Annotated in this window: 20 protein-coding genes; 7 read left to right on the top strand and 13 right to left on the bottom strand. The window is 73.8% G+C overall.

What is annotated here, in order from left to right; all coding sequences use genetic code 11:
- Nucleotides 1-97 precede the first annotated feature (97 nt).
- A complete protein-coding gene (locus tag ACLQ2R_RS32175) occupies nucleotides 98-949 on the top strand; it encodes an NmrA family NAD(P)-binding protein (protein ID WP_425964996.1) in 852 nt (283 codons plus the stop codon).
- A 157-nt stretch (nucleotides 950-1,106) separates the two neighbouring features.
- Here the strand turns inward: ACLQ2R_RS32175 and ACLQ2R_RS32170 are convergent, their stop codons facing one another.
- Complete coding sequence (locus ACLQ2R_RS32170) at nucleotides 1,107-1,457, bottom strand: DoxX family protein (protein ID WP_425964994.1); 351 nt, start codon at nucleotides 1,455-1,457, stop codon at nucleotides 1,107-1,109.
- A 7-nt stretch (nucleotides 1,458-1,464) separates the two neighbouring features.
- Complete coding sequence (locus ACLQ2R_RS32165; protein ID WP_425964992.1) at nucleotides 1,465-1,770, bottom strand: hypothetical protein; 306 nt, start codon at nucleotides 1,768-1,770, stop codon at nucleotides 1,465-1,467.
- Between the two features lie 105 nt (nucleotides 1,771-1,875).
- Between ACLQ2R_RS32165 and ACLQ2R_RS32160 the strand changes: the two genes are divergently transcribed.
- Together ACLQ2R_RS32160 and ACLQ2R_RS32155 are read left to right on the top strand one after the other, a co-directional pair.
- A complete protein-coding gene (locus tag ACLQ2R_RS32160) occupies nucleotides 1,876-2,799 on the top strand; it encodes a LysR family transcriptional regulator (protein WP_425964990.1) in 924 nt (307 codons plus the stop codon).
- Nucleotides 2,800-2,833: 34 nt separating this feature from the next.
- Nucleotides 2,834-3,379, top strand: a complete 546-nt coding sequence (locus ACLQ2R_RS32155; protein WP_425964988.1) for a GNAT family N-acetyltransferase — start codon at nucleotides 2,834-2,836, stop codon at nucleotides 3,377-3,379.
- 30 nt (nucleotides 3,380-3,409) lie between these two features.
- On the opposite strand, the gene ACLQ2R_RS32150 is transcribed toward ACLQ2R_RS32155, so the two are convergent.
- Nucleotides 3,410-4,054 carry an FMN-dependent NADH-azoreductase gene (locus ACLQ2R_RS32150; RefSeq protein WP_425964986.1) on the bottom strand — a complete coding sequence of 215 codons (645 nt, stop codon included), beginning with the start codon at nucleotides 4,052-4,054 and terminating at the stop codon, nucleotides 3,410-3,412.
- Nucleotides 4,055-4,141: 87 nt separating this feature from the next.
- On the opposite strand from ACLQ2R_RS32150, the gene ACLQ2R_RS32145 reads away from it, so the two are divergent.
- Nucleotides 4,142-4,702: a TetR/AcrR family transcriptional regulator gene (locus tag ACLQ2R_RS32145; RefSeq protein WP_425964984.1), complete on the top strand. Its 561-nt coding sequence runs from the start codon at nucleotides 4,142-4,144 to the stop codon at nucleotides 4,700-4,702.
- A gap of 231 nt (nucleotides 4,703-4,933) precedes the next feature.
- Here ACLQ2R_RS32145 and ACLQ2R_RS32140 read toward each other — a convergent pair whose 3' ends face one another.
- The gene (locus ACLQ2R_RS32140) at nucleotides 4,934-5,500 is read right to left on the bottom strand and encodes an NADAR family protein (protein ID WP_425964982.1); all 567 of its coding nucleotides are present in this window, start codon (nucleotides 5,498-5,500) and stop codon (nucleotides 4,934-4,936) included.
- Between the two features lie 203 nt (nucleotides 5,501-5,703).
- On the opposite strand from ACLQ2R_RS32140, the gene ACLQ2R_RS32135 reads away from it, so the two are divergent.
- Nucleotides 5,704-6,591 (top strand): NAD(P)-dependent oxidoreductase, encoded by an 888-nt coding sequence (locus ACLQ2R_RS32135; RefSeq protein WP_425964980.1) that lies wholly within the window; start codon nucleotides 5,704-5,706, stop codon nucleotides 6,589-6,591.
- A 143-nt stretch (nucleotides 6,592-6,734) separates the two neighbouring features.
- Here the strand turns inward: ACLQ2R_RS32135 and ACLQ2R_RS32130 are convergent, their stop codons facing one another.
- The 6 genes from ACLQ2R_RS32130 to ACLQ2R_RS32105 all read right to left on the bottom strand — a co-directional run bounded on the left by ACLQ2R_RS32130 (nucleotide 6,735) and on the right by ACLQ2R_RS32105 (nucleotide 11,825).
- Nucleotides 6,735-7,562, bottom strand: a complete 828-nt coding sequence (locus tag ACLQ2R_RS32130; RefSeq protein ID WP_425964978.1) for an AraC family transcriptional regulator — start codon at nucleotides 7,560-7,562, stop codon at nucleotides 6,735-6,737.
- 189 nt (nucleotides 7,563-7,751) lie between these two features.
- Entirely contained in the window at nucleotides 7,752-8,663 is a 912-nt protein-coding gene (locus tag ACLQ2R_RS32125; RefSeq protein WP_425964976.1) for a TauD/TfdA dioxygenase family protein, read from the bottom strand.
- A 115-nt stretch (nucleotides 8,664-8,778) separates the two neighbouring features.
- Entirely contained in the window at nucleotides 8,779-9,597 is an 819-nt protein-coding gene (locus ACLQ2R_RS32120) for an ABC transporter ATP-binding protein (protein ID WP_425964974.1), read from the bottom strand.
- On the bottom strand, nucleotides 9,581-10,642 hold the full coding sequence (locus ACLQ2R_RS32115; RefSeq protein WP_425964972.1) for an ABC transporter substrate-binding protein: 1,062 nt from the start codon (nucleotides 10,640-10,642) through the stop codon (nucleotides 9,581-9,583). Before ACLQ2R_RS32115 ends, ACLQ2R_RS32120 begins: the two co-directional genes overlap by 17 nt.
- A gap of 82 nt (nucleotides 10,643-10,724) precedes the next feature.
- Nucleotides 10,725-11,483, bottom strand: coding sequence for an ABC transporter permease (locus ACLQ2R_RS32110; RefSeq protein ID WP_425964970.1), 759 nt, complete (start codon nucleotides 11,481-11,483; stop codon nucleotides 10,725-10,727).
- Nucleotides 11,484-11,747: 264 nt separating this feature from the next.
- The gene (locus ACLQ2R_RS32105) at nucleotides 11,748-11,825 is read right to left on the bottom strand and encodes a putative leader peptide (protein ID WP_386242693.1); all 78 of its coding nucleotides are present in this window, start codon (nucleotides 11,823-11,825) and stop codon (nucleotides 11,748-11,750) included.
- A 135-nt stretch (nucleotides 11,826-11,960) separates the two neighbouring features.
- Here ACLQ2R_RS32105 and ACLQ2R_RS32100 point away from each other — a divergent pair, with 135 nt between their 5' ends.
- Nucleotides 11,961-13,109 carry a YhjD/YihY/BrkB family envelope integrity protein gene (locus ACLQ2R_RS32100; RefSeq protein ID WP_425964968.1) on the top strand — a complete coding sequence of 383 codons (1,149 nt, stop codon included), beginning with the start codon at nucleotides 11,961-11,963 and terminating at the stop codon, nucleotides 13,107-13,109.
- Between the two features lie 61 nt (nucleotides 13,110-13,170).
- Here ACLQ2R_RS32100 and ACLQ2R_RS32095 read toward each other — a convergent pair whose 3' ends face one another.
- Nucleotides 13,171-15,417: a family 2 encapsulin nanocompartment cargo protein terpene cyclase gene (locus ACLQ2R_RS32095; protein ID WP_425964966.1), complete on the bottom strand. Its 2,247-nt coding sequence runs from the start codon at nucleotides 15,415-15,417 to the stop codon at nucleotides 13,171-13,173.
- A 210-nt stretch (nucleotides 15,418-15,627) separates the two neighbouring features.
- Complete coding sequence (locus ACLQ2R_RS32090) at nucleotides 15,628-16,278, bottom strand: TetR/AcrR family transcriptional regulator (RefSeq protein WP_425964964.1); 651 nt, start codon at nucleotides 16,276-16,278, stop codon at nucleotides 15,628-15,630.
- 124 nt (nucleotides 16,279-16,402) lie between these two features.
- On the opposite strand from ACLQ2R_RS32090, the gene ACLQ2R_RS32085 reads away from it, so the two are divergent.
- Nucleotides 16,403-17,596 (top strand): FAD-dependent oxidoreductase, encoded by a 1,194-nt coding sequence (locus ACLQ2R_RS32085; RefSeq protein ID WP_425964962.1) that lies wholly within the window; start codon nucleotides 16,403-16,405, stop codon nucleotides 17,594-17,596.
- 18 nt (nucleotides 17,597-17,614) lie between these two features.
- On the opposite strand, the gene ACLQ2R_RS32080 is transcribed toward ACLQ2R_RS32085, so the two are convergent.
- Nucleotides 17,615-18,994 (bottom strand): SMI1/KNR4 family protein, encoded by a 1,380-nt coding sequence (locus ACLQ2R_RS32080; RefSeq protein WP_425964960.1) that lies wholly within the window; start codon nucleotides 18,992-18,994, stop codon nucleotides 17,615-17,617.
- Nucleotides 18,995-19,049 lie beyond the last annotated feature (55 nt).

Below are 19,049 nucleotides of genomic sequence, written 5' to 3'. Positions count from 1 at the left end.
GATCACGTATGAGAACAAGACTCACCGGCATTGGCCGTCTCATCCGGCCCCCCTACGGTGGGGCGCACGCGAAGCGATCGACCGTAGGGAGCCTTACATGACGCGGCAACGCGGGACCCTGGTGCTCGGAGCGACCGGCCTGGTCGGACGGCAGGTCGTGGCCGGGCTCCTGGAGGCGGGCGCCGGGGTCCGCGCCCTGGTCCGGAACCCGGGGACGGCCTGCCTGCCGGACGACGTCGAGGTCGTACGCGGCGATCTGGGCGCTCTCGGCGGCCCGGGCGATCGGGGCGCCCTGCGCGCGTCCCTGGACGGGGTCGAGGCCGTGTTCCTCCTGTGGCCGTTCGCCACGGCCGAGGGGACGGCCCCGCTCCTGGACGCCGTCGCCGCGCGTGCCCGCCGCGTCGTCTACCTGTCCTCCGCGGCCGTACGCGAGCACGAGCGGAGCGTCGAGCGGATGATCGAACGGTCCGGGCTGGAGTGGACGGTCCTGCGGCCGCACGCCTTCGCGGCCAACACCCTGCGCTGGGCCGGGCAGATCCGCGCCGAGGCGGTCGTGCGCGAGCCGTACGGCGCGGCCGCCATGCCCCCGCTGCACGAACGGGACCTCGCGGCGGTCGCGGTGCACGCCCTCCTGGGCGACGGGCACGACGGCGCGACCTACGAGCCGACCGGGCCCGAGACCCTGACCCAGGCCGAGCAGGCACGCGTCATCGGGGAGGTGACCGGCCGCCCGGTGCGCTGGGAGGAGATCTCGCCGCGGGCCACGCGGCGGCGGATGCTCGACCTGGGCTGGCCGCCCCCGGTCGTGGACGGTGTCCTGGCGGCGCAGGCCGCGCTGGTGACCGCGCCGAGGGCCGCCACCGGCACGGTGGAGAAGATCACCGGCGCCCCGGCCCGTACGTTCCGCGCCTGGGTGGCCGACCACGCGGACGCCTTCGCGACACCGTGAGACCGGCCCGCGCCCGAGGCGCGGCACCCGGACACGCCCCCGCGCCACGTCGTGCCGCCGGCGGCGGACGCCCCGAGGAACGCGTCACGGATCACGGAACGCGTCACGGCACGCGTCGCCCGTCTCGGCCGGGAACCCCGGAACGCGGTCCCGGCGTTCATCGCGTGACCGCCAGCACCAGGGAGGCGACGGCCAGCACGAGGTAAGCCCCGGGAAAGGCGATGTTGTGGAACACCCGGGCGCGGACATGGAAGGCGACGGCACCGGCGAAGAACAGGCACAGCCCCGCGGCGGCGGCGACGCCGAGAGGCCGGACTCCCACGAGCCCGAGGAGGAGCCCTGCCGCCCCGGCGGCCTTCAGCGCGGCGAGCGCCGGGAGCCAGGACGGCGGGACCCCCACCTCGGCCCCGTTGTCCAGGACGAACCCGGCCCGTGCCAGGTCGGCCACGACGATCGCGGCGTTGGCCACGATCGTGGCGACGGTGACGACCACGTAGGCGGTGAACATTCCCGGCTCAGCCGAGGACCCGGTAGGACCCGAGGACCTCGACCGGCCGAGGCACCGGGCCGGGTTCCACGGCCCACCTGGTCACCGCCGCCCGCAGCCGTCGCGCCGCCTCCATGCCGGGCAGCGGATTCTCGACGCCCTCGTCGAGTTCCAGCAGGGCGACGAACTCGGTGCCGCCGGCGAGGCGCAGGCAGGCGTACCGGATGCCGTCCGGCCGCCGCTCCCCCACCTCCGCGAAGGTCGCCCGGACGGCGTCGGCCACCTCCTCCGCGCCCTCGTCGGCCACCTGGTAACGGATCATCAGAACGGGCATGGCGTCTCCTCGCCGGTCGTGGACGGCGGCGGGCCGTCGCCCGCCGCGTCAAGCCTCGTCGAGGGCCGGGAACGCGTCCAATATCCGTGTCCATAACCTGATGGCATGGACGTCGACACGCGCTTGTTGCGGTACTTCCTCGCCGTGGCGGAGGAGGGGAACCTCACCGCAGCCGCCGGGCGGCTGTTCGTGTCGCAACCGGCGCTGACCAAGCAGATCCGGCAGCTGGAGACCCGGCTCGGGGTGCGGCTGTTCACCCGGTCACGGACCGGGATGGCCCTCACCGAACCGGGCCGTACCCTGGCCGAACGGGTACCGGATCTGCTGGCCGGCTGGGACCGGGCGCTGCGGGAGACCAGGAGCACGACCAGCCGGGTCGCCCGCGTGCTGCGGGTCGGCTTCCTGGCCAGCGCCGCCAACGAGGCCACCCAGCACATCGTCGCGGCGTTCACCCTCCGCCGGCCGGGGTGGAGGGCCGACATGCGGCAGGCCGCGTGGTCGAACCCGACCGCCGGGCTCGCCGGAGGGGACGTCGACGTCGCCCTGCTGCGGCTGCCCTTCCCCGGCCAGGAGAGCCTGCGGGTGGAGGTGCTGTTCACCGAGCCCCGCTGGATCGCGCTCCCCGCGGCGCACCCGCTCGCCGCACGCGACCTGATCTCCTTCGAGGAGCTGTGGGACGAGCCGTTCGTGGCGGCACCGGCCGAATCGGGACGGTGGCGTGACCACTGGCTGGCCGCCGACGAGCGTGAGGGCCGCCCGGTCCGTGTCGGCGCCGTCGCCGACCTGCCCGACGACTGGCTCAGCGCGATCGCCAACGGGTACGGCATCGCCCTGGCCCCCGAATCCGCCGCCCGCTTCTACGCGCGCCCCGGCGTCGTCTACCGGCCCCTCAGCGGGGTCGGCCCCAGCCGGGTGGGCGTCGCCTGGGCACCCGCCGACGACTCCGACCCCGTCGTCCAGGACTTCGTACGCTGTTGCCTGGACGCCGTCCCGTCCCGTCGCGACGAGACCGGCACCGCCGCCCTCTGACCGGGGGCGGGCCCCTGCCGAGAGGAGACCGATCGTGGTCGAGGTGGTGACCGGGCGGCTGGTGCTGCGTCGCTGGCGTGCGGAGGATCTGGAACCGATGGCGGCGATCGACGGGGATCCGGAGGTCATGCGCTTCATCGGCGACGGCTCGGTCCGCACCGGGCAGGAGACGGCGGCCACGCTCGCGTTCATGGAACAGGGCTGGGACGAGCGCGGCTTCGGGCTGTTCGCCGTGGAACTGCGCGAGACCGGGGAGCTGGCCGGCTGGACGGGGCTGGCGATCCCCGCCTTCCTGCCCGAGGTGCTGCCTGCCGTGGAGATCGGCTGGCGACTGGGACGGCGTTTCTGGGGGCGGGGCATCGCCACCGAGGCGGCCCGGGAGGCGCTGCGCTTCGGATTCGCCGAGGCGGGCCTGGATCGGGTCGTCAGCATCTGCCACGTCGACCACTCCGCGTCGGCCCGCGTGATGACGAAGCTGGGCATGCGCCAGGAGCGGGAGACGGTGGTGCCCGGCCAGGGGCGGCCGGTGCGGGTCATGGCGATCACCCGCGCCGAGTACGACGCCGCCCGCGAAGGCTGATCCACGGGCCGGCCCCCGGGCGCCGACGGCTCATCTCGCGGCCTCCTCCAGGACCCGCAGCTCGGCCGTGGCCCGTGATGCGGACTGCCGGTCGCGCAGGTGCGACAGGGCCGGGTCGACCAGGGCGTTGGTCAGCTCCGCGTGGACGAACACGACGTCCTCGACGCCGAAGTGTCCCTTGAGGAAGTCCCGCAGGTAGCGCTCCTCGTGGTCGACCGGCTCGCGGGGGGTGCCGGGGCCGTAGGCGCCGCCGCGGGCCCCGGTCACCACGAACCGCCGCCCGGCCAGCGACATCCTGGGGAAGGTCACCTGGTCGAGCCAGGCCTTGAGCGCCGAGGGGACCGAGTAGTTGTACATCGGCGTGCCGATGAGCACCACGTCGGCGGCCACCAGCTCGTCCAGCAGCGGGGCGAGGACCGCCCACGCCTCCTCCTGCGCGGGGGTCCGCACGGCCTCCCGGTAGCGGCCGATGTCGGTGATGCCGTGTTCCAGCACGTGGTCGCACAGCTCGGTCCACGCCTCGCCGATGTGCGGTACGGGATCGGCCGCCAGGTCCCGGTAGGTGTGGCGCCCGTCCGGATGCGCCGCGCGCCAGGTCTCGGCGAATCTCCGCGAGAGGTCCCGGGAGATCGAGTTCCGGCGGGCGCTGGCGTCCAGGTGAAGCAGATGGCTCATGGTCGTCCCTCCGGCTAAGCGGACAGTGTGTCCACTTGAAGGACCATACGCGATAAGCGGACATGACGTCCAGATATGCTCCGGGGCATGGAGAGAGCCGACGCCGCTCGCAACCGCGCCCGCATCCTGGAGGCGGCGGAGCGCCTGTTCGCGGCCGACGGGGCGCCGAACGTCACCATGGAGGACATCGCGCGCGCCGCCGGGGTGGGCCGGGGCACCCTGTACCGGCGCTATCCGGACCGCGCGTCGATCGCCGTGGCCCTCCTCGACGAGCACGAGCGGACCCTGCAGGAGAAGCTGCTGCGCGGCGCCCCTCCCCTGGGTCCGGGCGCGCCGCCCGCGGCCCGGTTGTCGGCGTTCTACGCCGCCATGGTGCGACTCCTGGAGGACCACGCCCACCTGGTCCTCGGCGCCGAGACCGGCCGCTCCCGGTTCGCGACCGGCGCGTACGGCTTCTGGCGGGCGCACGTGCGGTCACTGCTCGTCGCCGCGGGAGTGCCGGACCCCGACGCGCTGACGGACTCCCTGCTCGCCCCGCTGGCCCCCGAGGTGTACGGCTTCCAGCGCGCCGACCGCGGGCTGGGCCCCGAGCAGATCGCGGCGGGCCTGGCACGACTGGCGACCGGCGTCCTCGGCGGACGCGGGTGACCTCCTCGGCATCCGGCGTCCTCGGTCCGCGCCCGGCGGCCCTCCAGGGGCACGGGCGACCCGAACGACGAGCAGCGGTCCCCCGCGGACGCGGGTGACCGGGGCGGCGACCGGCGTCCGAGGGACGCGAGCGACCCGGCGGCCGTCAGGTCGCGCGAGAAACAGCCGTCACGGCACGAGGAGCCGCCGTCGCGCCATGGAGAACGACCTTCACGGCACGGGAACCGCCCTTCACCCCTGCCTCAGCGTCCGCCGTACCTCCATCAGCGCGAACCCCAGCAGGTTCGGCCCGCGCCACAGCTCGGGGCGCCCGGCCCGCTCGTCGTCTGCGGCCAGCCCGATCCCCCAGACCCGGTCCACCGGGCTCGCCTCGACCAGCACCCGCTCCCCCGTGCCCAGCAGGAACTCCCGCAGGTCCGGGTGGCCGCCGAACTTGGCGAGGTTGGCCCGGACCACCAGGTCGAAGCGGGCCTCCTCCCAGACCCGCTCGTCGAAGCCGCGCACCTTCCGTCCCAGGTCCTTGGCCCGCTTCGGATGCTCCGCCGCCACGATCTCCGCGGCGGTCTCCTCGTCGCCGAACAGCCGCGCCTTGCCCGCCATCATGAAGTGCTCGGCGGTGCGGTAGACGACCCCGTCCACGGTGAGGTCCGCCGGCCACCACTGCGACAGGCACCCGGCCCCGACGCCACCGGAGCGCGGCGGCCGGTGGCCCCAGAACATCAGGTACCTGACGCGCTCGCCCCGCTCCACGGCCGCGATCAGGGTCTCCACGTCGCGCACGTCCGTCACCTCGGTCATGCGCGCCACCCTCGCAGACGACGGCCACCGGCGACCAGCCGATTTCCTCCTCCGCCCGCGCCCCCGTCCCCCCGCTTCCGGCCCCGGCGCGCGCTCCGTCACCGCCCCGTCCCCGACCCGCCCCCGGCCGCGCCGGCCCGCACAACCGTTCAAGACCTTCACGGGCCACCCGGGTTAGAACGGTGCCCCGGACGGGAGGGAACATGGACATCGGCTTCATCGGTCTCGGGCTCATGGGGCGGCCCATGGCGCTCAACCTGGCACGCGCGGGGACACCGCTCGTCGTGTGGAACCGCACCGTGGAACGGAGCGAGCCGCTGCGCGAGGCGGGGGCGACGGTGGCGGCGAGCGCGGCCGAGGTGTTCGAGCGGACGCGCCTGGTCTTCCTGATGCTGGCCGACGAGGCCGCGATCGACGCCGTTCTCGGGCGCGGCACCCCCGGGTTCGCCGCGACCGTGGCCGGACGCACGATCGTCCACATGGGCACGACCACGCCCGCCTACTCCGCGGGACTGGAGACCGATCTCCTGGCCGCCGGGGGCCGCTACGTCGAGGCCCCTGTCTCGGGCTCGCGCGTGCCCGCGGCGGCCGGGCGGCTCGTGGCGATGCTGGCGGGCGAGCCCGCGGCCGTCGGGGAGGTCCGCCCCCTGCTGGGGCCGATGTGCCACCAGGCCGTGGACTGCGGCCCGGTGCCCAGCGGGCTGCTGATGAAGCTCGCGGTCAACGTGTTCCTGATCACGACGGTGACCGGCCTGGCCGAGTCCTTCCACTTCGCCGACCGGCACGGCCTCGACCTCGAACGGCTCCGGGAGGTCCTGGACTCCGGTCAGATGGCCAGCGACGTCTCCAGGATCAAGCTCGGCAAGCTGATCGGGCGGGACTTCGCCCCCCAGGCGGCGATCGCCGACGTGCTGAAGAACAACCGGCTCATCGCCGAGGCGGCCAGGCGGTCCGGCACGGCCTCGCCGCTGCTGGACGTCTGCCACGCCCTGTTCGGGGAGACGCTCGCGCTGGGGCACGGCGGCGCCGACATGGCGGCCGTCGTCCACGCCGTCGAGGACAGGACGCGCCGCACGCGGGAACGCCCCTGACCTCGGCCGTCACCGCCCCGCCACGGGAACGACGGACGGGCGTCGGGCCGTGACCGCCCCCCTCACCGCCCGGCCACGAACACGGACGTCAGACCTTCACCGCCCGGCCACGAGCACGGCGGACGGGCGTCGGGCCGTGACCGTCACCGCCCGGCCACCAGGGCGGCCGTCCAGCGGGCGGGGGTCAGCCCGTAGGCGCTCTTGAACATCCTGGTCAGGTGGCTCTGGTCGGCGAACCCGGCGGCCTGCGCGGCGTCGCCCGGCGGTGTCCCGCCCGCCAGCAGCCGCCGCGCCCGGTCGAGCTGCCGCATGGTGCGGAAACGGGTCGGGCTGGTGCCGTACGCGGCGCGGAACTGACGCGCGATCGTCCACCGGTCCAGGCCCGAGACGGCCTCGAACTCCGCGAGCGAGTGCCTGACCGCCGGGTCGGCCACGATCAGCTCCCGTACCCGGGAGAGCGCCCCCAGCGCGAGGGGTGGCCGCCTCACGGGCCTGACCCCGGCGGCGCCGGAGTGCCGCTCCAGCGCGTCCGCGAACAGCACGGTGAACTCCAGGCGTTCGGTCTCCTCCAGCGGCCGGTCGATGTCGGCCAGGCACGCGGTCAGCGACGCGGGCATCCCGCCGGGCCTGACCACGGGGTCGGCGACGAACGGCAGCGGCCTGCCCTCCAGCGCCTCCCGCACGAGGGACGGGTCGAGGTAGACGATCCGGTAGCCGAACCCCTCGTCGGTGCCGGCCGCGCCGTCGTGGACCTCGTCGGGATGCAGCACGTGCCACTCGCCGGGCAGGCACTGGCGCCGCTCGCCCCGGTAGCGGAAGGTCTGCACGCCCCTGAGCGTGATGCCGATCGCGTACGTGTCGTGGCGGTGCGGTGCGAACGCCGTGCCGACCAGCGACGCCTCCAGCCGCTCCAGCCCGGCCGCGTCCGGGCCGAACCGCAGCCGGTATCCGGGCCCGCTCACCCGTTCCATGCCCCGGACGCTACTACGCGCGCGGCCGCCCGGCACCACCCCGCGCGGGCCGGGAGGACGGACCGGCGCCGGGACGGCGTCAGACGGCAGGACGACCGGGCGGCGGGACGACCGAACGACGGGACGGCCTGACGACGGGACGGGCCTGCCGAGGCCGGCCCGGGACGGCCCGCCAGGCGGAACCGCCGGTCACGCGCCCCTCGCGGCCCCCGGCGGATCGGCGGGGCCGAAGGGCCGGTCCCCGCGCAGCGTGATGCGGTGCATCACGCGGCGGGCCGTGCCGTAGTCGCGGTTGGCGTAGTGGGAGGTGCTGCGGTTGTCCCACATGGCGACGTCGCCGACGCTCCAGCGGTGGCGGACGATGTGCTCGGGCTTGGTCAGGTGGGCGTAGAGCAGGTCCAGGATCGCCCGGCTCTCGGCCTCCGAGACGCCGGCGATGTGCGAGGTGAAGCCGGGGTTGACGAAGATCCCCCTGCGGCCGGTCTCGGGGTGGACGCGCACGACGGGGTGCTCCACCGGCTCCAGCCGGGTGACGGCCTCGTCCTCCCAGACGTTGCCCCGGCCGCCGCGCCGCTGCGCGAGGTAGTAGCCGAACTCCCGGGTGCCGTCGTGCACCGCGGTGAGCCGGTCGGCCAGGTCCCGTACCGGGGCGGAGAGCGAGTCGTAGGCGAGCTGGGAGTCGGCCCAGTTCGTGTCGCCCCCGGTGGGCGGCAGGACGACGGCCCGCAGGATCGACCCGAGCGGCGGGCGGGGCATGAACGTGACGTCGGTGTGCCAGACGTCGGCGAAGCCGTTGTCGGCGCTGTCGAGGGCGTAGATCTCGGGGTGGGCCTCGTCCACGCCCTCGATGACGGGGTGGGAGACGGTCAGCTCGCCGATGCGGCGGCCGAGCGCCACCTGGGAGTCCTCGTCGAGGTCCTGGCCGGAGAAGAACAGCACCTTGCGGTCGACGAGAGCGGCGCGGACCGCGAGCAGTTCCCCGTCGGTGGCCGTCGCCAGGTCCAGCCCCTCGACCCGGGCTCCGAAGTGCGGCCCGAGCGGGTCCAGGGTCAGTGGGGCGGGGGTGCCGGCGGGCGGCGCGGCAACGGTCTGGGCGGTCATCGGACTCTCCTCGCGGACGGTGGTCTCATGCGGCGGCGGCGCGTACGGCTTTGGATCTCATGCGGCGGCGCGTACGGCTTTGGATCTCATGCGGCGGCGCGTACGGCTTTGGATCTCATGCGGCGGCGGCGCGTACGGCCTGGCCGACCGTGGCGCGGAACGCGGCGTACTCGGGAAGGGCCCGCAGCTCGTCGGGGCCCGGCCCGGTGCGCGGCAGGGTGATGTCGAGGTCGAGCGCGATCCGTCCCGGGCGCCGGCTGAGCACCACGACGCGGCTGCCCAGGAACACCGCCTCCTCGACGCTGTGGGTGACGAACACGCAGGTGCGGCCGGTCTCCTCGCTCACCCGCCGCAGGTCCTCCTGGAGCCGCTCGCGGGTGAGCGCGTCCAGGGCGGCGAACGGCTCGTCGAGCAGCAGCAGCGGGTCGTCGCCCGCCAGTGCCCTGGCGATGGCGACGCGCTGCTGCTGTCCCCCGGAGATCTGCCAGATCCGGCGGTCCGCCACGTCGTGCAGGCCCACCCGCTCCAGCAGTTCCGGCACCCGGCGGGCGCGCTCCGCGCGGGGCACGCCCGCGTACCGCAGGGCGAGTTCGATGTTGCCGCCGACGCTCTTCCAGGGGAAGAGCCGGGGCTGCTGGAACACGACCCCGGCGCCCCTGCCGGGGACCGGCTCGGCGCCGCCGCTCCGGACGGTCCCCGAGGTGGGCCGTTCGAAGCCGGCGACGAGCCGCAGCAGGGTGCTCTTGCCGCACCCGGAGGCGCCGACGATCACGAGGAACGCCCCCCGGGGGACGGTCAGCGAGACCGGCCCCAGGGCGGTCACGGCGCCGCTTCCGGTGCCGTAGACGTGTTCGACGTCGCTCACCCGGACGGCGGCGTCCTCCCCGGTGCCGGGGAGAGGGCCGGTGCTCGCGAGGTCAGGAGCCGAGGACACCGGGAAGCCCCTTGTTGTAGATGGCGCGCTCGACCGTCGCCAGGTCGGGCACGGAGTCGATCTTCTGCTGGTCCTTGAGGAACTGGGCCGCGCTGACCAGGTTCTTCGCCAGGCCGCCGACCTTGCCCGGCGTGCCGAGCCATTCGGGCGAGGCCAGGTCGGCCGGCTTCAGGAAGACGCCCTGGCTGAGCTGGGACGTGGCGTCCTCCTTGCTCAGGTTCAGCTCCGCGCCCACCGCCTGCGCCGCCGCGTCGGGGTCGTCCGCGATCAGGGTGAGCGCCTGGGCCTCGGCCTTGCGCCAGGCGTCGACCGCGTCGGGGTGCGCGCCGGCGAACGCGGTGGACACCACGCCGAGGTCCAGGGTGGGCTTGCCCGCGGTCGCCAGTTCCCGGCTGGCGATGAGCACCTTGCCGGTCTTCTTGAGCTCCTCCAGGGTGGGCAGCCAGGTGTAGGCGGCGTCGATGTCGCCCCGCGTCCACGACGCCAGGATGTCCTGGGGCTCCAGGTCCACGATTGTCACCTCGGACTCGGCCACCCCCGCCTGGTCCAGGGCGGCGAGCAGGCTGTAGTGGGCGGTGGAGGCGAAGGAGGTGGCGACCTTCTTGCCGCGCAGGCCGGTCACGTCCGAGATCCCGGCGTCGTTCCTGACGACCAGCGCCTCGTTGTCACCGGCCACGTCCAGCACGAACGCCACCTGGTAGGGGATGTTCAGCGGCGCCGACAGGCCGCGCGCGACCGGGCTCGACCCGATGGCCGCGATGTCGACGCTCCCGGCGACGAAGGCGGTGTTGATGCTGGCGCCTGAGTCGAACTTCGTCCAGGTGATGGCGTATCCGGGAAGGGCCTTCTCCAGCCAGCCCTTGTTCTTCACGACGAGGTCCCCGCTGGGGAACGCCTGGTAGGCGATGCGGATGGTCGTGGCCGCCCTGTCGCCACCGCCGCCGCTTCCGGCGGAGGCCGCGCCGTCGCCGCATCCGGTCAGGGCGAGGGCCGTGGTGGCGGCCAGGACGATCGAGAGCAGGTGGGACAGACGCGGCCGTGACATGATCGGCTTCTTTCTGGGCTGGATGGTGGTACGGGGACCGGCGGGAAAGGGGAAGGGGAAGGGAGCGGCGGAGCGGGACGACTCAGACGCGGCCCCTCCACGGGATGAGCCGGTTCTCGGCGGCGCGCAGCAGGCCGTCGAGGAGCAGACCGGAGATCCCGATGGCGAACAGCCCGAGCACCACGACGTCGGTCTGCAGGTAGCGCTGGGCGTCGCGGACCATGCCGCCGATGCCCGGCACGCCGTTCACGGTCTCGGCGGCGACCACCGAGGAGTACGCGATGCCGACGGCCAGCCGGACGCCGGTGAAGATCTCCGGCAGGGCGCTGGGCAGCACCACGTCCTTGATCGTGCTCCACCGGGACGCGCCCAGCGCGCGGGCCGCCTCCACCAGGCCCGCCGGGGCGCCGTGCACCGCGGCGGCCGTGGCCACCGCGACCGGGGGCAGCGCCGCGATGGCGAGCAGCCACAGCTTGGGGGTCTCGTCGATGCCGAACCAGATGATCAGCAGGCTGAAGTACGCCAGCGGCGGGAGGGCCCGGACGAAGGTCACCACGGGTTCGGCCACGAAGCGGATCCACGGCACGACCCCGAGCACGACGCCCACCACGAGCCCGCCCGCCACCCCGAGCGCCGAGCCGATGAGGATACGGCGCAGGCTGATCCCCAGGTGCTCGACGAGAAGGCTGCCGCTGTAGCCGCGTACCCCGTCGTGGGTGCTGGACAGCAGGGCGAGCTGGTCCCACACCGCGCCCGGCGTGGGCACGAACGACGGGTTGTCCGTGGCGATCGCGGCGAGCTGCCAGAGCCCGAGCAGGACGAGCAGCGACAGCGCTCGCACGCCGAACCGCCGGCCCGTCCGGGTGAGCCGGGCCCGCCGTGAGGAGGGCCGTGCCCTTTCCCGGGGCCGCGGGCCCTCGGGGCGGACGGAACCGGCCTCGGGTCCCGGGGAGAGGGGGCCCGGGGAGCCGGGCTCCCGGGAGAGGGAGACGGGGGCGGAAGAGGTCACGGCTGTCACTCCGGGAGGCCATCGGTCCGCGCCTCCGGGAGCGGGGCGCGGCATGACACGGAAAGGAAGGCGGGCGCCGCGGCCGGAAGGACGCGGTCAGAAGCGACAGGTCGAGCCGGTCACCCGGCACAGGTCGAGGTGCAGGCGCCGGACCAGGTGCACGGTCACGAACATACCTATTTCCTACCAACAAATAGTGGATTAAGCAATCGCGGCCCCGGCCCCCGCCCGGTCCCGCGGGGGCCGCACGACCGCTTTCGCGGTGGTCAGCGGCGGTGAAACACGTTCCTGCGGGTAGTGTCTGGCCTCATGACGGCCACCGCGAGGGCAAGCCGGTGGACCGACCGGCTCACCAGGGGATGGAACAACCTACGAGACCGGTACGACTGGCTCGACCACCTCGTCCGTGCCGTGATCCACTACGACCGCACCGACGCGGGCCGCCTGTCCGCGGGCATGACCTATCACGCGTTCTACGCCACCTTCGCACTGGCCCTGCTGGGCTTCGTGATCATCGGTCATGTGATGGACACGCCGGAGGCGATCTCCCAGGTGGAGAACTACCTGAGCGAGACGCTGCCGCGCCTGGACGTGCAGGCGCTGCGCGACGCGCGGGACACGGCCGGGGTGATCGCCTCCTTCGGCCTGCCGCTGACCGGCCTGTTCTGGATCGACTCCATGCGCTCCTCCATCCGGGCCGTCTGGGGCCTGGTGCAGTACCCGGGCAACTTCTTCCTGCGCTGGCTGATCGACCTGGCCGTGATGGTCATGCTCGGACTGCTGCTGTCGCTCTCGCTGACCCTCTCCTTCGGCGCCCAGACCGCGCTGACCTGGCTGATCGGGGAGACGGTCGGCACCGAGGCGACCCCGGCGCGCTGGACGCTCTCGGCGGCGGCCTTCGTCCTCGGCATCGGCGTGAACCTGCTGCTGTCGACGGCGCTGCTGACGCTCACCCCCCGGCTGCGCCTCTCCCCCCGCAGGGTCATCGGCCCGGCCCTGATCATCACGATCGGGCTGGAGCTGATCAAGAACCTGGGGCAGGCATACTTCAACGCGAGCTCGTCGAATCCGGCGTACCAGGTCGTCGCGGGCGCGGTGGGCATGCTCTTGTTCCTGAAGCTGGTCAACGTGCTCCTGCTGTTCGCCGCCTCGCACGCCGCGACCAGCCGCCACGGCAGGGCCATCGACCTGTCCACCGGGCAGCCGATCGAGGAGCCCCGCACGGAGGTCGTCACCGCCCCGGTGATCCCCGAGGTCGCCGAACCGGGCGGGGCGGAGCGGCAGCCCGAGCCGGAGCCGGAACCCGAGCAGGAGCCCGAGCCCGACCAGCCTCCGGCCCCCGAACCCGGGACCGGCCAGGAGGACGAGACCGGGACGGGCCCCGAGCCCGAACCGGAGCGGCCGGCGCCCCGGACCAGGCCCCGCCGGTACGATCTGCGGTCCTACCGGCCCCGCTAGCCCGCAGGCGGCGCGAGGGCGCCCGGCCCGTGGGGGCCGGGCGCCCGCCTCCCGGCCGGCGTCAGCGGGGCCGGGCCGGCACCGTCCCGGCGCGGGGCCGCGACCCGGGGTGGGCGAGCGCGGTGCCCAGGCCCCCGGGACCGACCGGGCGGACCCGTGCGGGCGGGTGGTGCAGCTCGGAGTCGTCGTAGCGGCGGGTCCTCAGATGCCAGAGCAGGACCCCGGCCATCCAGTCCTGCAACTCCCGCACGTACCCGTCGAGCGTCGCGCGGGCGGCGGCGTCGAGGTCGTGATCGTCGTACAGGACCGGGAGCTCGGTCGCCACGATGTGCTCGAACTGCCGCATCCGGGAGGTCGTCAGGTCGTTGACGATGTGCACGGCCCGCGCCTGGTCGCAGCCGAGGAAGTCCTGCACGACCAGCACGCAGTTGTGCAGCTCGCCCTCGAACTCGATCTCCTTGCGGTAGGAGCACAGGTCGTTGACCAGGCAGGCGTAGTCGGCGGCCGAGTCGTCCAGCGCGCGCATCGTCCGGGTGCGGTAGACCTCGGGCGGCACCGCCCGGCCGTGCGCCAGCCGGGACAGGCTCATGGTGAGGTCGGAGCCGAACGTCCTGCGGCGCATCTCGATGTAGTCGACCGGGTCGGGGACCCGGTTCTGGGCCTGGTTGGCCAGCTCCCACAGCCAGCTCTCCGTCATGTCCCGCACGGCCTGGCGGAACGTGACCCGCGCGTCCCGCGACATCGGGGTGGCGGTGCGGACCCACAGGTCGGCCAGCCCGCGCTCGACCGGGTTGGCGGGCGGCGGGGTGGCGGACAGGTCGAGCGGCATGAACGCCGACAGCCGCGCGTCGAACAGCTTCGCGCCGGCCAGGTCGCGGCGCGAGCCGAAGACCACCGGGACGTAGTCGTCGGCGTAGGTGCCCCAGGTGAGCCAGAACGTCGACACGTCCAGCTCGGGTCCCGTCGCCTCCGGGGCGATCGCCCCGGCACAGATCGCGAAGTCGTAGGAGACGAGCTTGTGCTCGGTCCACACCGCCAGCCCCGGGAAGCCGGGAAGCTGCTCGAACATCCCCATCTCGCGGGCCCACTCGACGGCGTTGCGGCGCGAGCGGTCCAGGTGGGGGTTCATCCGGGCCGTGTACGGCATGTAGATCTGCGGCAGCGGCATCGGCTCCACCTTCCGCAGCGGGACGTGGAGGTGACTCCTGATCCCGCCGGGACCGGTGAGGCCCGGCGCCAGCCTGATCCGCGACGCCGCGACGCCCAGGCCGGTCGGGCCGCCCAGCAGGGCCGGGGCGGCGGCCGGGGAGTCGCGCGAGGCGCCGTTCATGTAGCGGCTGGAGCGCAGGTGCCACTCGTGGCCGCCCGACTGCCAGTCCTGCAGCCCCTTGACGTAGGCCAGCACGTCCAGGCGCGACCTCAGGTCCAGGCCGTGCTCCTCGAACAGGACGGGCAGCTCGGTCAGCGCGGTGTTCTCGAACTGGTGCAGCCGGGAGGTGATCAGGTCGTTGACGGCGTCGGCGGCCCTCTGGGTGTCGTAGCCCAGGAAGCGCTCGAAGACCAGCACGCCGTTGCTCAGCTCGCCCTCGTCGCCGACCTCGCGCTCGTAGGAGAACAGGTCGTTGCGCAGGTGCACCGCGTCGGAGAACGTGTCGCGCAGCACGCGCATCGGCCGGCTCGCGGCCACGGCGTCCGGGACCTCGGCGCCGGCGGCGTGCTCGACCAGGTTGGCCGACCAGGGGGCGCCGCCGACCTTGCGCCGCATCTCGACGTACTCGATCGGGTTGGCGACCCGGCCCTCGTTGATGTTGGCCAGCTCCCACAGCGACTCGTCGAGCAGGTTCCTCGTGCTCTCGGCGAACCGGGCGCGCCAGCCGTCGGACCTCGCCGGGACGGTACGCGCCCACAGGTCGGCCAGGCCGCGCTCCACCGGGTTGCGCGGCTCGCCGGGCGTGCCGGTGGGGTGCACCGGCATGAAGGCGGCCAGCCGGTCGAGGTACTCCCTGGCCCCGGCCAGGTCGCCGCTGCGCTTGAAGGTCTCCAGGAAGTGGTCGTCGAAGAAGAACACCCAGACGTACCAGTCGGTGATGAGGTCGAGGTCGGCGGCGGTGGCATCGGGGTGGGTGTAGGCGCACAGCAGGCCGTAGTCCATGGCCTCCAGCCTGGCCTCGTCCCAGATCCCGAGGTCGTCGTCGAGGATGCCCATGTCGTGGGCCCAGGCGCGGGTGTGGTCGCGCGCGGTCTGCACGTGGGGGTTGAGCCTGGCCGGATACGGCAGGTAGAAGTCGGGGAGCTCGAAGGGGGGCATGCGCTGTCCTTCCCGTTCTGCCCCGGCCCGCTCGCGGACGCCCCGGCGCGGGCACCGGGACGCGCGGCGGAGCGGGAGGTGGTCACGCTCGGCGGATCGACGAGTCGGCCGCCCTCGGGGGCCCTCGACACGCAGAACGTTACGCAATGACCACGTACAGTGAAAGCGTTCTTCACGAATACCCCGCGTCACTCTCGGGCGCGCTCACCCCTATTCCCCCCGCCCCCCGGCCGGGGCGGCGGGCCCGGCGAGACCGTGGAGCAGCAGGGAGGTCAGGGTCTCGACGATCTCGTCGTCGGTGAGGTCCGGGCCGTGCTCGCCGGAGGTGAGCATCGCGTACCCGAACATGGAGATCATCGCGCCCATGGCCGCGGCGACGACCGCGGGGTCGCCGGGCAGGTCGCGGCCCTGCTCCCTGGCGTACTCCAGGTGGTCGCGCAGGACGGCGGTCTCGGTCGTCAGGTTCCGCCAGGCGCGGCCGCCCCCGGGCGGCTCGGCCATCGCCGACTGCATGAGCGCGAGCACGACCGGCAGGTGGTCGCGCATCACCGTCCAGGCGACGCCGAGGTGGGCGCGGAGCTGGTCGCGGTCGGTCAGGTCGTGGTCGCGCGGGTGGGCGCGCGCCTCGATCTCGGTGTCGGCCTGGTCGTCCATGTCCCGTACCAGCGCCTGGAGCAGGTCCTCCTTGCCGGAGAAGTGGTCGTAGAAGGAGCCGGTGGCGCGTCCCGCCTCCCGGGTGATGTCAGTGATCTTGGTGTTCAGGTAGCCGTCGGCGGCGAACAGGCGACGGGCGGCCTGTTTGAGCGCCTGCTCGGTCTCGGCCGCCTTGATCTTCCGAACGCCCGCCTTCTGGGTGACCACGACCGGTTCGCTCCTCACTCGCCTGTTCGCCGTTCTTCCTTGACGCCTCGCTGGACGGCCAGCATACTGAACCTCAGTTCGCCGAATATAGATTCGGTGAATTAGGATTCACTAAGGAGGGTTCATGCGTGTCATCGTGGTGGGCGGCGGGGTGGCCGGGGCCGTGAGCGCGATCGCGCTCCGGCGGATCGGCGCCGAGGTCACCGTGTACGAGGCCCACGCCGACCCCGGCGGGCAGGTCGGCTCGTTCGTGAGCCTGGCGGTCAACGGCCTGCGCGCGCTGGAGTCGCTCGGCTGCCTGGAGCCGGTGCGGCGGGCCGGGTTCGACGTCGCGCGGCAGCGCCTGTGGTCCGCCTCCGGCAGGCTCCTCGGCGACGTGCCCCGGGGCCGCCTGTCCGGCGACCCGATGCGGTCGGTCACGCTGATGCGCGCCGACCTGGTCGCGACGCTGCGCGAGCACGCGCTGCGGGCGGGCGCGACCGTCGTCACCGGCGAGCGGCTCGTCGACGCCGCGCGCACCGGGGACGGGGTGCGCGCCGTGTTCGGCACCGGCCGTACGGACACCGCCGACCTGCTCGTGGGCGCCGACGGCCTGTGGTCGGCGACCAGGACCGTGCTGGACGCCGGAGCCCCCTCCCCCGTCTACGCCGGGCTCTACGGCGTCTCGGGGATCGCCGACGACGTCCCCGCGGACGCCCGCGTGGCGGAGGGCACGTTCAACATGGTCTTCGCCCGCAACGGGGCGTTCGTCTACCTACCGGCCCCCGGCGGCTCGGTGTGGTGGTCGGCGCAGGTCGCCCGCCCCGGCGAGCCCGACCTCTCCGGCGTGGACGAGGAACGGTGGCTCCGGCGCCTGGGAGGGCTCTACCGCTCCGAGGAGGTGCCCTCGGCGATCCTGCGGGCCACGACCCGGCTGCACCGCCCGACCCTGACGCACACGCTGGCCGAGGTGCCGGTCAGACACGGCGAGCGCGTCGTGCTCCTCGGGGACGCGGCGCATCCGGTCGGCGCGGGCCAGGGCGCGTCCATGGCGATCGAGGACGCCGTGGTGCTCGCCCGGCACCTGGCCGCCGCCCCCGGCGTCCCCGGCATCCCGGACGCGCTGGCCGGCTACGACCGCGACCGCCGCGACCGCGTGGGGAAGATGGTCAGGGCCGCGAGCGCCAACCGCGACGCCAAGACGGCGGGACCGATCGGCCGCCGCGTCAACGACCTGATCATGCCGATCTTCTTCCGCCACTTCTACGAGAGGTCCACCGCCTGGCTCTACGCCTACGAGCCGGGATCGCCGCCCGTTCACGCGAGGACGGGGGTGTGACGACCGGCCCGGGTCGCGTCAGGAGGCGCCGGACACGTCCGGGTTCGCGAACGGCGACAGCTCGTCGACCTCCCACTCGAGCTTGCCGCCGACCACCACGGGCCTCATGTAACCGACGGAGCCGCCCGTCTCCAGGGCGTCCGCGGTGGCCTTCAGCAGGGCGTGGTACGAGCGGATCCGCGTGCCCCCGACGGTGAAGTCCATGATTCCCTCGTGGTCGGTCTGCCCGACGTCGCGTTCCACCGAGTCGATCACGAGATGGTTGCCCAGCCCGTCGGCGCTGATGGGGATCATCCGCCCGTCCCACCACTCCGACCGTGGACCGGGCGAGTCCGTCTCGCTCTCGTCCCGCGCGTCGATCCCGCACAGCATCCGCCACGTGTCCCGGATCCCCCGGACGCTCAGGTTCGCGTCCCCCTGGAAGCCGAACGCCCAGGTGTCCCCCGAGGAGAAGGACCCGTCGTGTCTCAGCAGCGAGGCGCGCAGGGAGTCGGGGAACCGCAGGCCCGTCTGCGCCTCCGCCACCGCGATCGTCCCGGCCCTTCCGGGCTCGCCGAGCGTGCGACGGCTCTCGGGGGCGTTGGCCGCCAGCCACCTCTCGATCCGCCGCCACTGCCGGTTCACCGCCCGCGTCACCCTCGGATCGACCGGCCGTACGCGGGGGGCGGCGGTGACGGGACGGCAGTCCGCGTCGGCGGACGGCCCGGGGGCCGGCTCCGGCGGGGCCGGCTCGGACATCTCCGGGAACACCTCCGGCGTCACCGGATCCGGGACCGGAAGGGGGTCCGTGAAGGCGCCGGCCTCCGACTCGTCCATACAGACGGTGAAGGCGGGAGGGTCCACCCGCACGCCCGCGGAGCACGACCCGTCCTCGTACAGCTGAGAGCTCTCGATCGAGGCCCCCGGGGAGAAGACCGCGGCCTCAAGGGCCTGCACGCCGCCCAGCAGGAGGAGGAACGCGAGCCCGGCGGCGCCCCAGCGGCGCAGCCGCCGCAGGGTGGCCTCGTCCAGCGGCTCTCGCGGGGGTCGGGTTCGGGTGAAGAAGCCCTCGACGGCGGAGCGGAAGGCGGAGGGGCCGGCGTCGTAGCGCCTGAGCTCCTCGGCGGTGGGAACGCCGAGGACCGGGACCGGGGGCCACGGCGGGACGGGCCCGCTCCCGGCCTCCGCCGGGGTCTGGGCGCGGGCCGGGGACGGCGACCCGGCACGGGCGGGAGACGGCGAGCCGGTACTGACCGGGGAGGACGGCTCGGCGGCCGGGTCGTGGTGACGGAGGGGGACCCGGCGTGCCGGGCTCCGGCGGAGACGCGTGACGACCGCGACAACCGCGACGACCACCGTCGCCGCCGCGCCGAACGCGAACGCGAGCCGTACCCCTCGGGAAGTGATCAATCGCCGCACGTCCGGCAGGGTATCTCTAATCGGTCATGCGGGATCGGCGTTCCGCGCTCTCACC

Origin of the sequence: Streptosporangium sp. DT93, from assembly GCF_049844535.1 — a bacterium.
Lineage (GTDB): Bacteria > Actinomycetota > Actinomycetes > Streptosporangiales > Streptosporangiaceae > Streptosporangium.
Note: the sequence above shows the minus strand (reverse complement) of the source record. Positions and strands in the feature narration are given on the sequence as shown.

Excerpts from the sequence above, each read along its gene's own strand:
- ACLQ2R_RS32135 (WP_425964980.1), top strand. The coding sequence starts at position 5,704 with ATGGACATCGGCTTCATCGGTCTCGGGCTCATGGGGCGGCCCATGGCG.
- ACLQ2R_RS32165 (WP_425964992.1), bottom strand. The coding sequence starts at position 1,770 with ATGCCCGTTCTGATGATCCGTTACCAGGTGGCCGACGAGGGCGCGGAG.
- ACLQ2R_RS32100 (WP_425964968.1), top strand. The coding sequence starts at position 11,961 with ATGACGGCCACCGCGAGGGCAAGCCGGTGGACCGACCGGCTCACCAGG.
- ACLQ2R_RS32115 (WP_425964972.1), bottom strand. The coding sequence starts at position 10,642 with ATGTCACGGCCGCGTCTGTCCCACCTGCTCTCGATCGTCCTGGCCGCC.
- ACLQ2R_RS32125 (WP_425964976.1), bottom strand. The coding sequence starts at position 8,663 with ATGACCGCCCAGACCGTTGCCGCGCCGCCCGCCGGCACCCCCGCCCCA.
- ACLQ2R_RS32160 (WP_425964990.1), top strand. The coding sequence starts at position 1,876 with ATGGACGTCGACACGCGCTTGTTGCGGTACTTCCTCGCCGTGGCGGAG.
- ACLQ2R_RS32085 (WP_425964962.1), top strand. The coding sequence starts at position 16,403 with ATGCGTGTCATCGTGGTGGGCGGCGGGGTGGCCGGGGCCGTGAGCGCG.
- ACLQ2R_RS32105 (WP_386242693.1), bottom strand. The coding sequence starts at position 11,825 with ATGTTCGTGACCGTGCACCTGGTCCGGCGCCTGCACCTCGACCTGTGC.
- ACLQ2R_RS32130 (WP_425964978.1), bottom strand. The coding sequence starts at position 7,562 with ATGGAACGGGTGAGCGGGCCCGGATACCGGCTGCGGTTCGGCCCGGAC.
- ACLQ2R_RS32095 (WP_425964966.1), bottom strand. The coding sequence starts at position 15,417 with ATGCCCCCCTTCGAGCTCCCCGACTTCTACCTGCCGTATCCGGCCAGG.
- ACLQ2R_RS32175 (WP_425964996.1), top strand. The coding sequence starts at position 98 with ATGACGCGGCAACGCGGGACCCTGGTGCTCGGAGCGACCGGCCTGGTC.
- ACLQ2R_RS32170 (WP_425964994.1), bottom strand. The coding sequence starts at position 1,457 with ATGTTCACCGCCTACGTGGTCGTCACCGTCGCCACGATCGTGGCCAAC.
- ACLQ2R_RS32150 (WP_425964986.1), bottom strand. The coding sequence starts at position 4,054 with ATGAGCCATCTGCTTCACCTGGACGCCAGCGCCCGCCGGAACTCGATC.
- ACLQ2R_RS32140 (WP_425964982.1), bottom strand. The coding sequence starts at position 5,500 with ATGACCGAGGTGACGGACGTGCGCGACGTGGAGACCCTGATCGCGGCC.
- ACLQ2R_RS32145 (WP_425964984.1), top strand. The coding sequence starts at position 4,142 with ATGGAGAGAGCCGACGCCGCTCGCAACCGCGCCCGCATCCTGGAGGCG.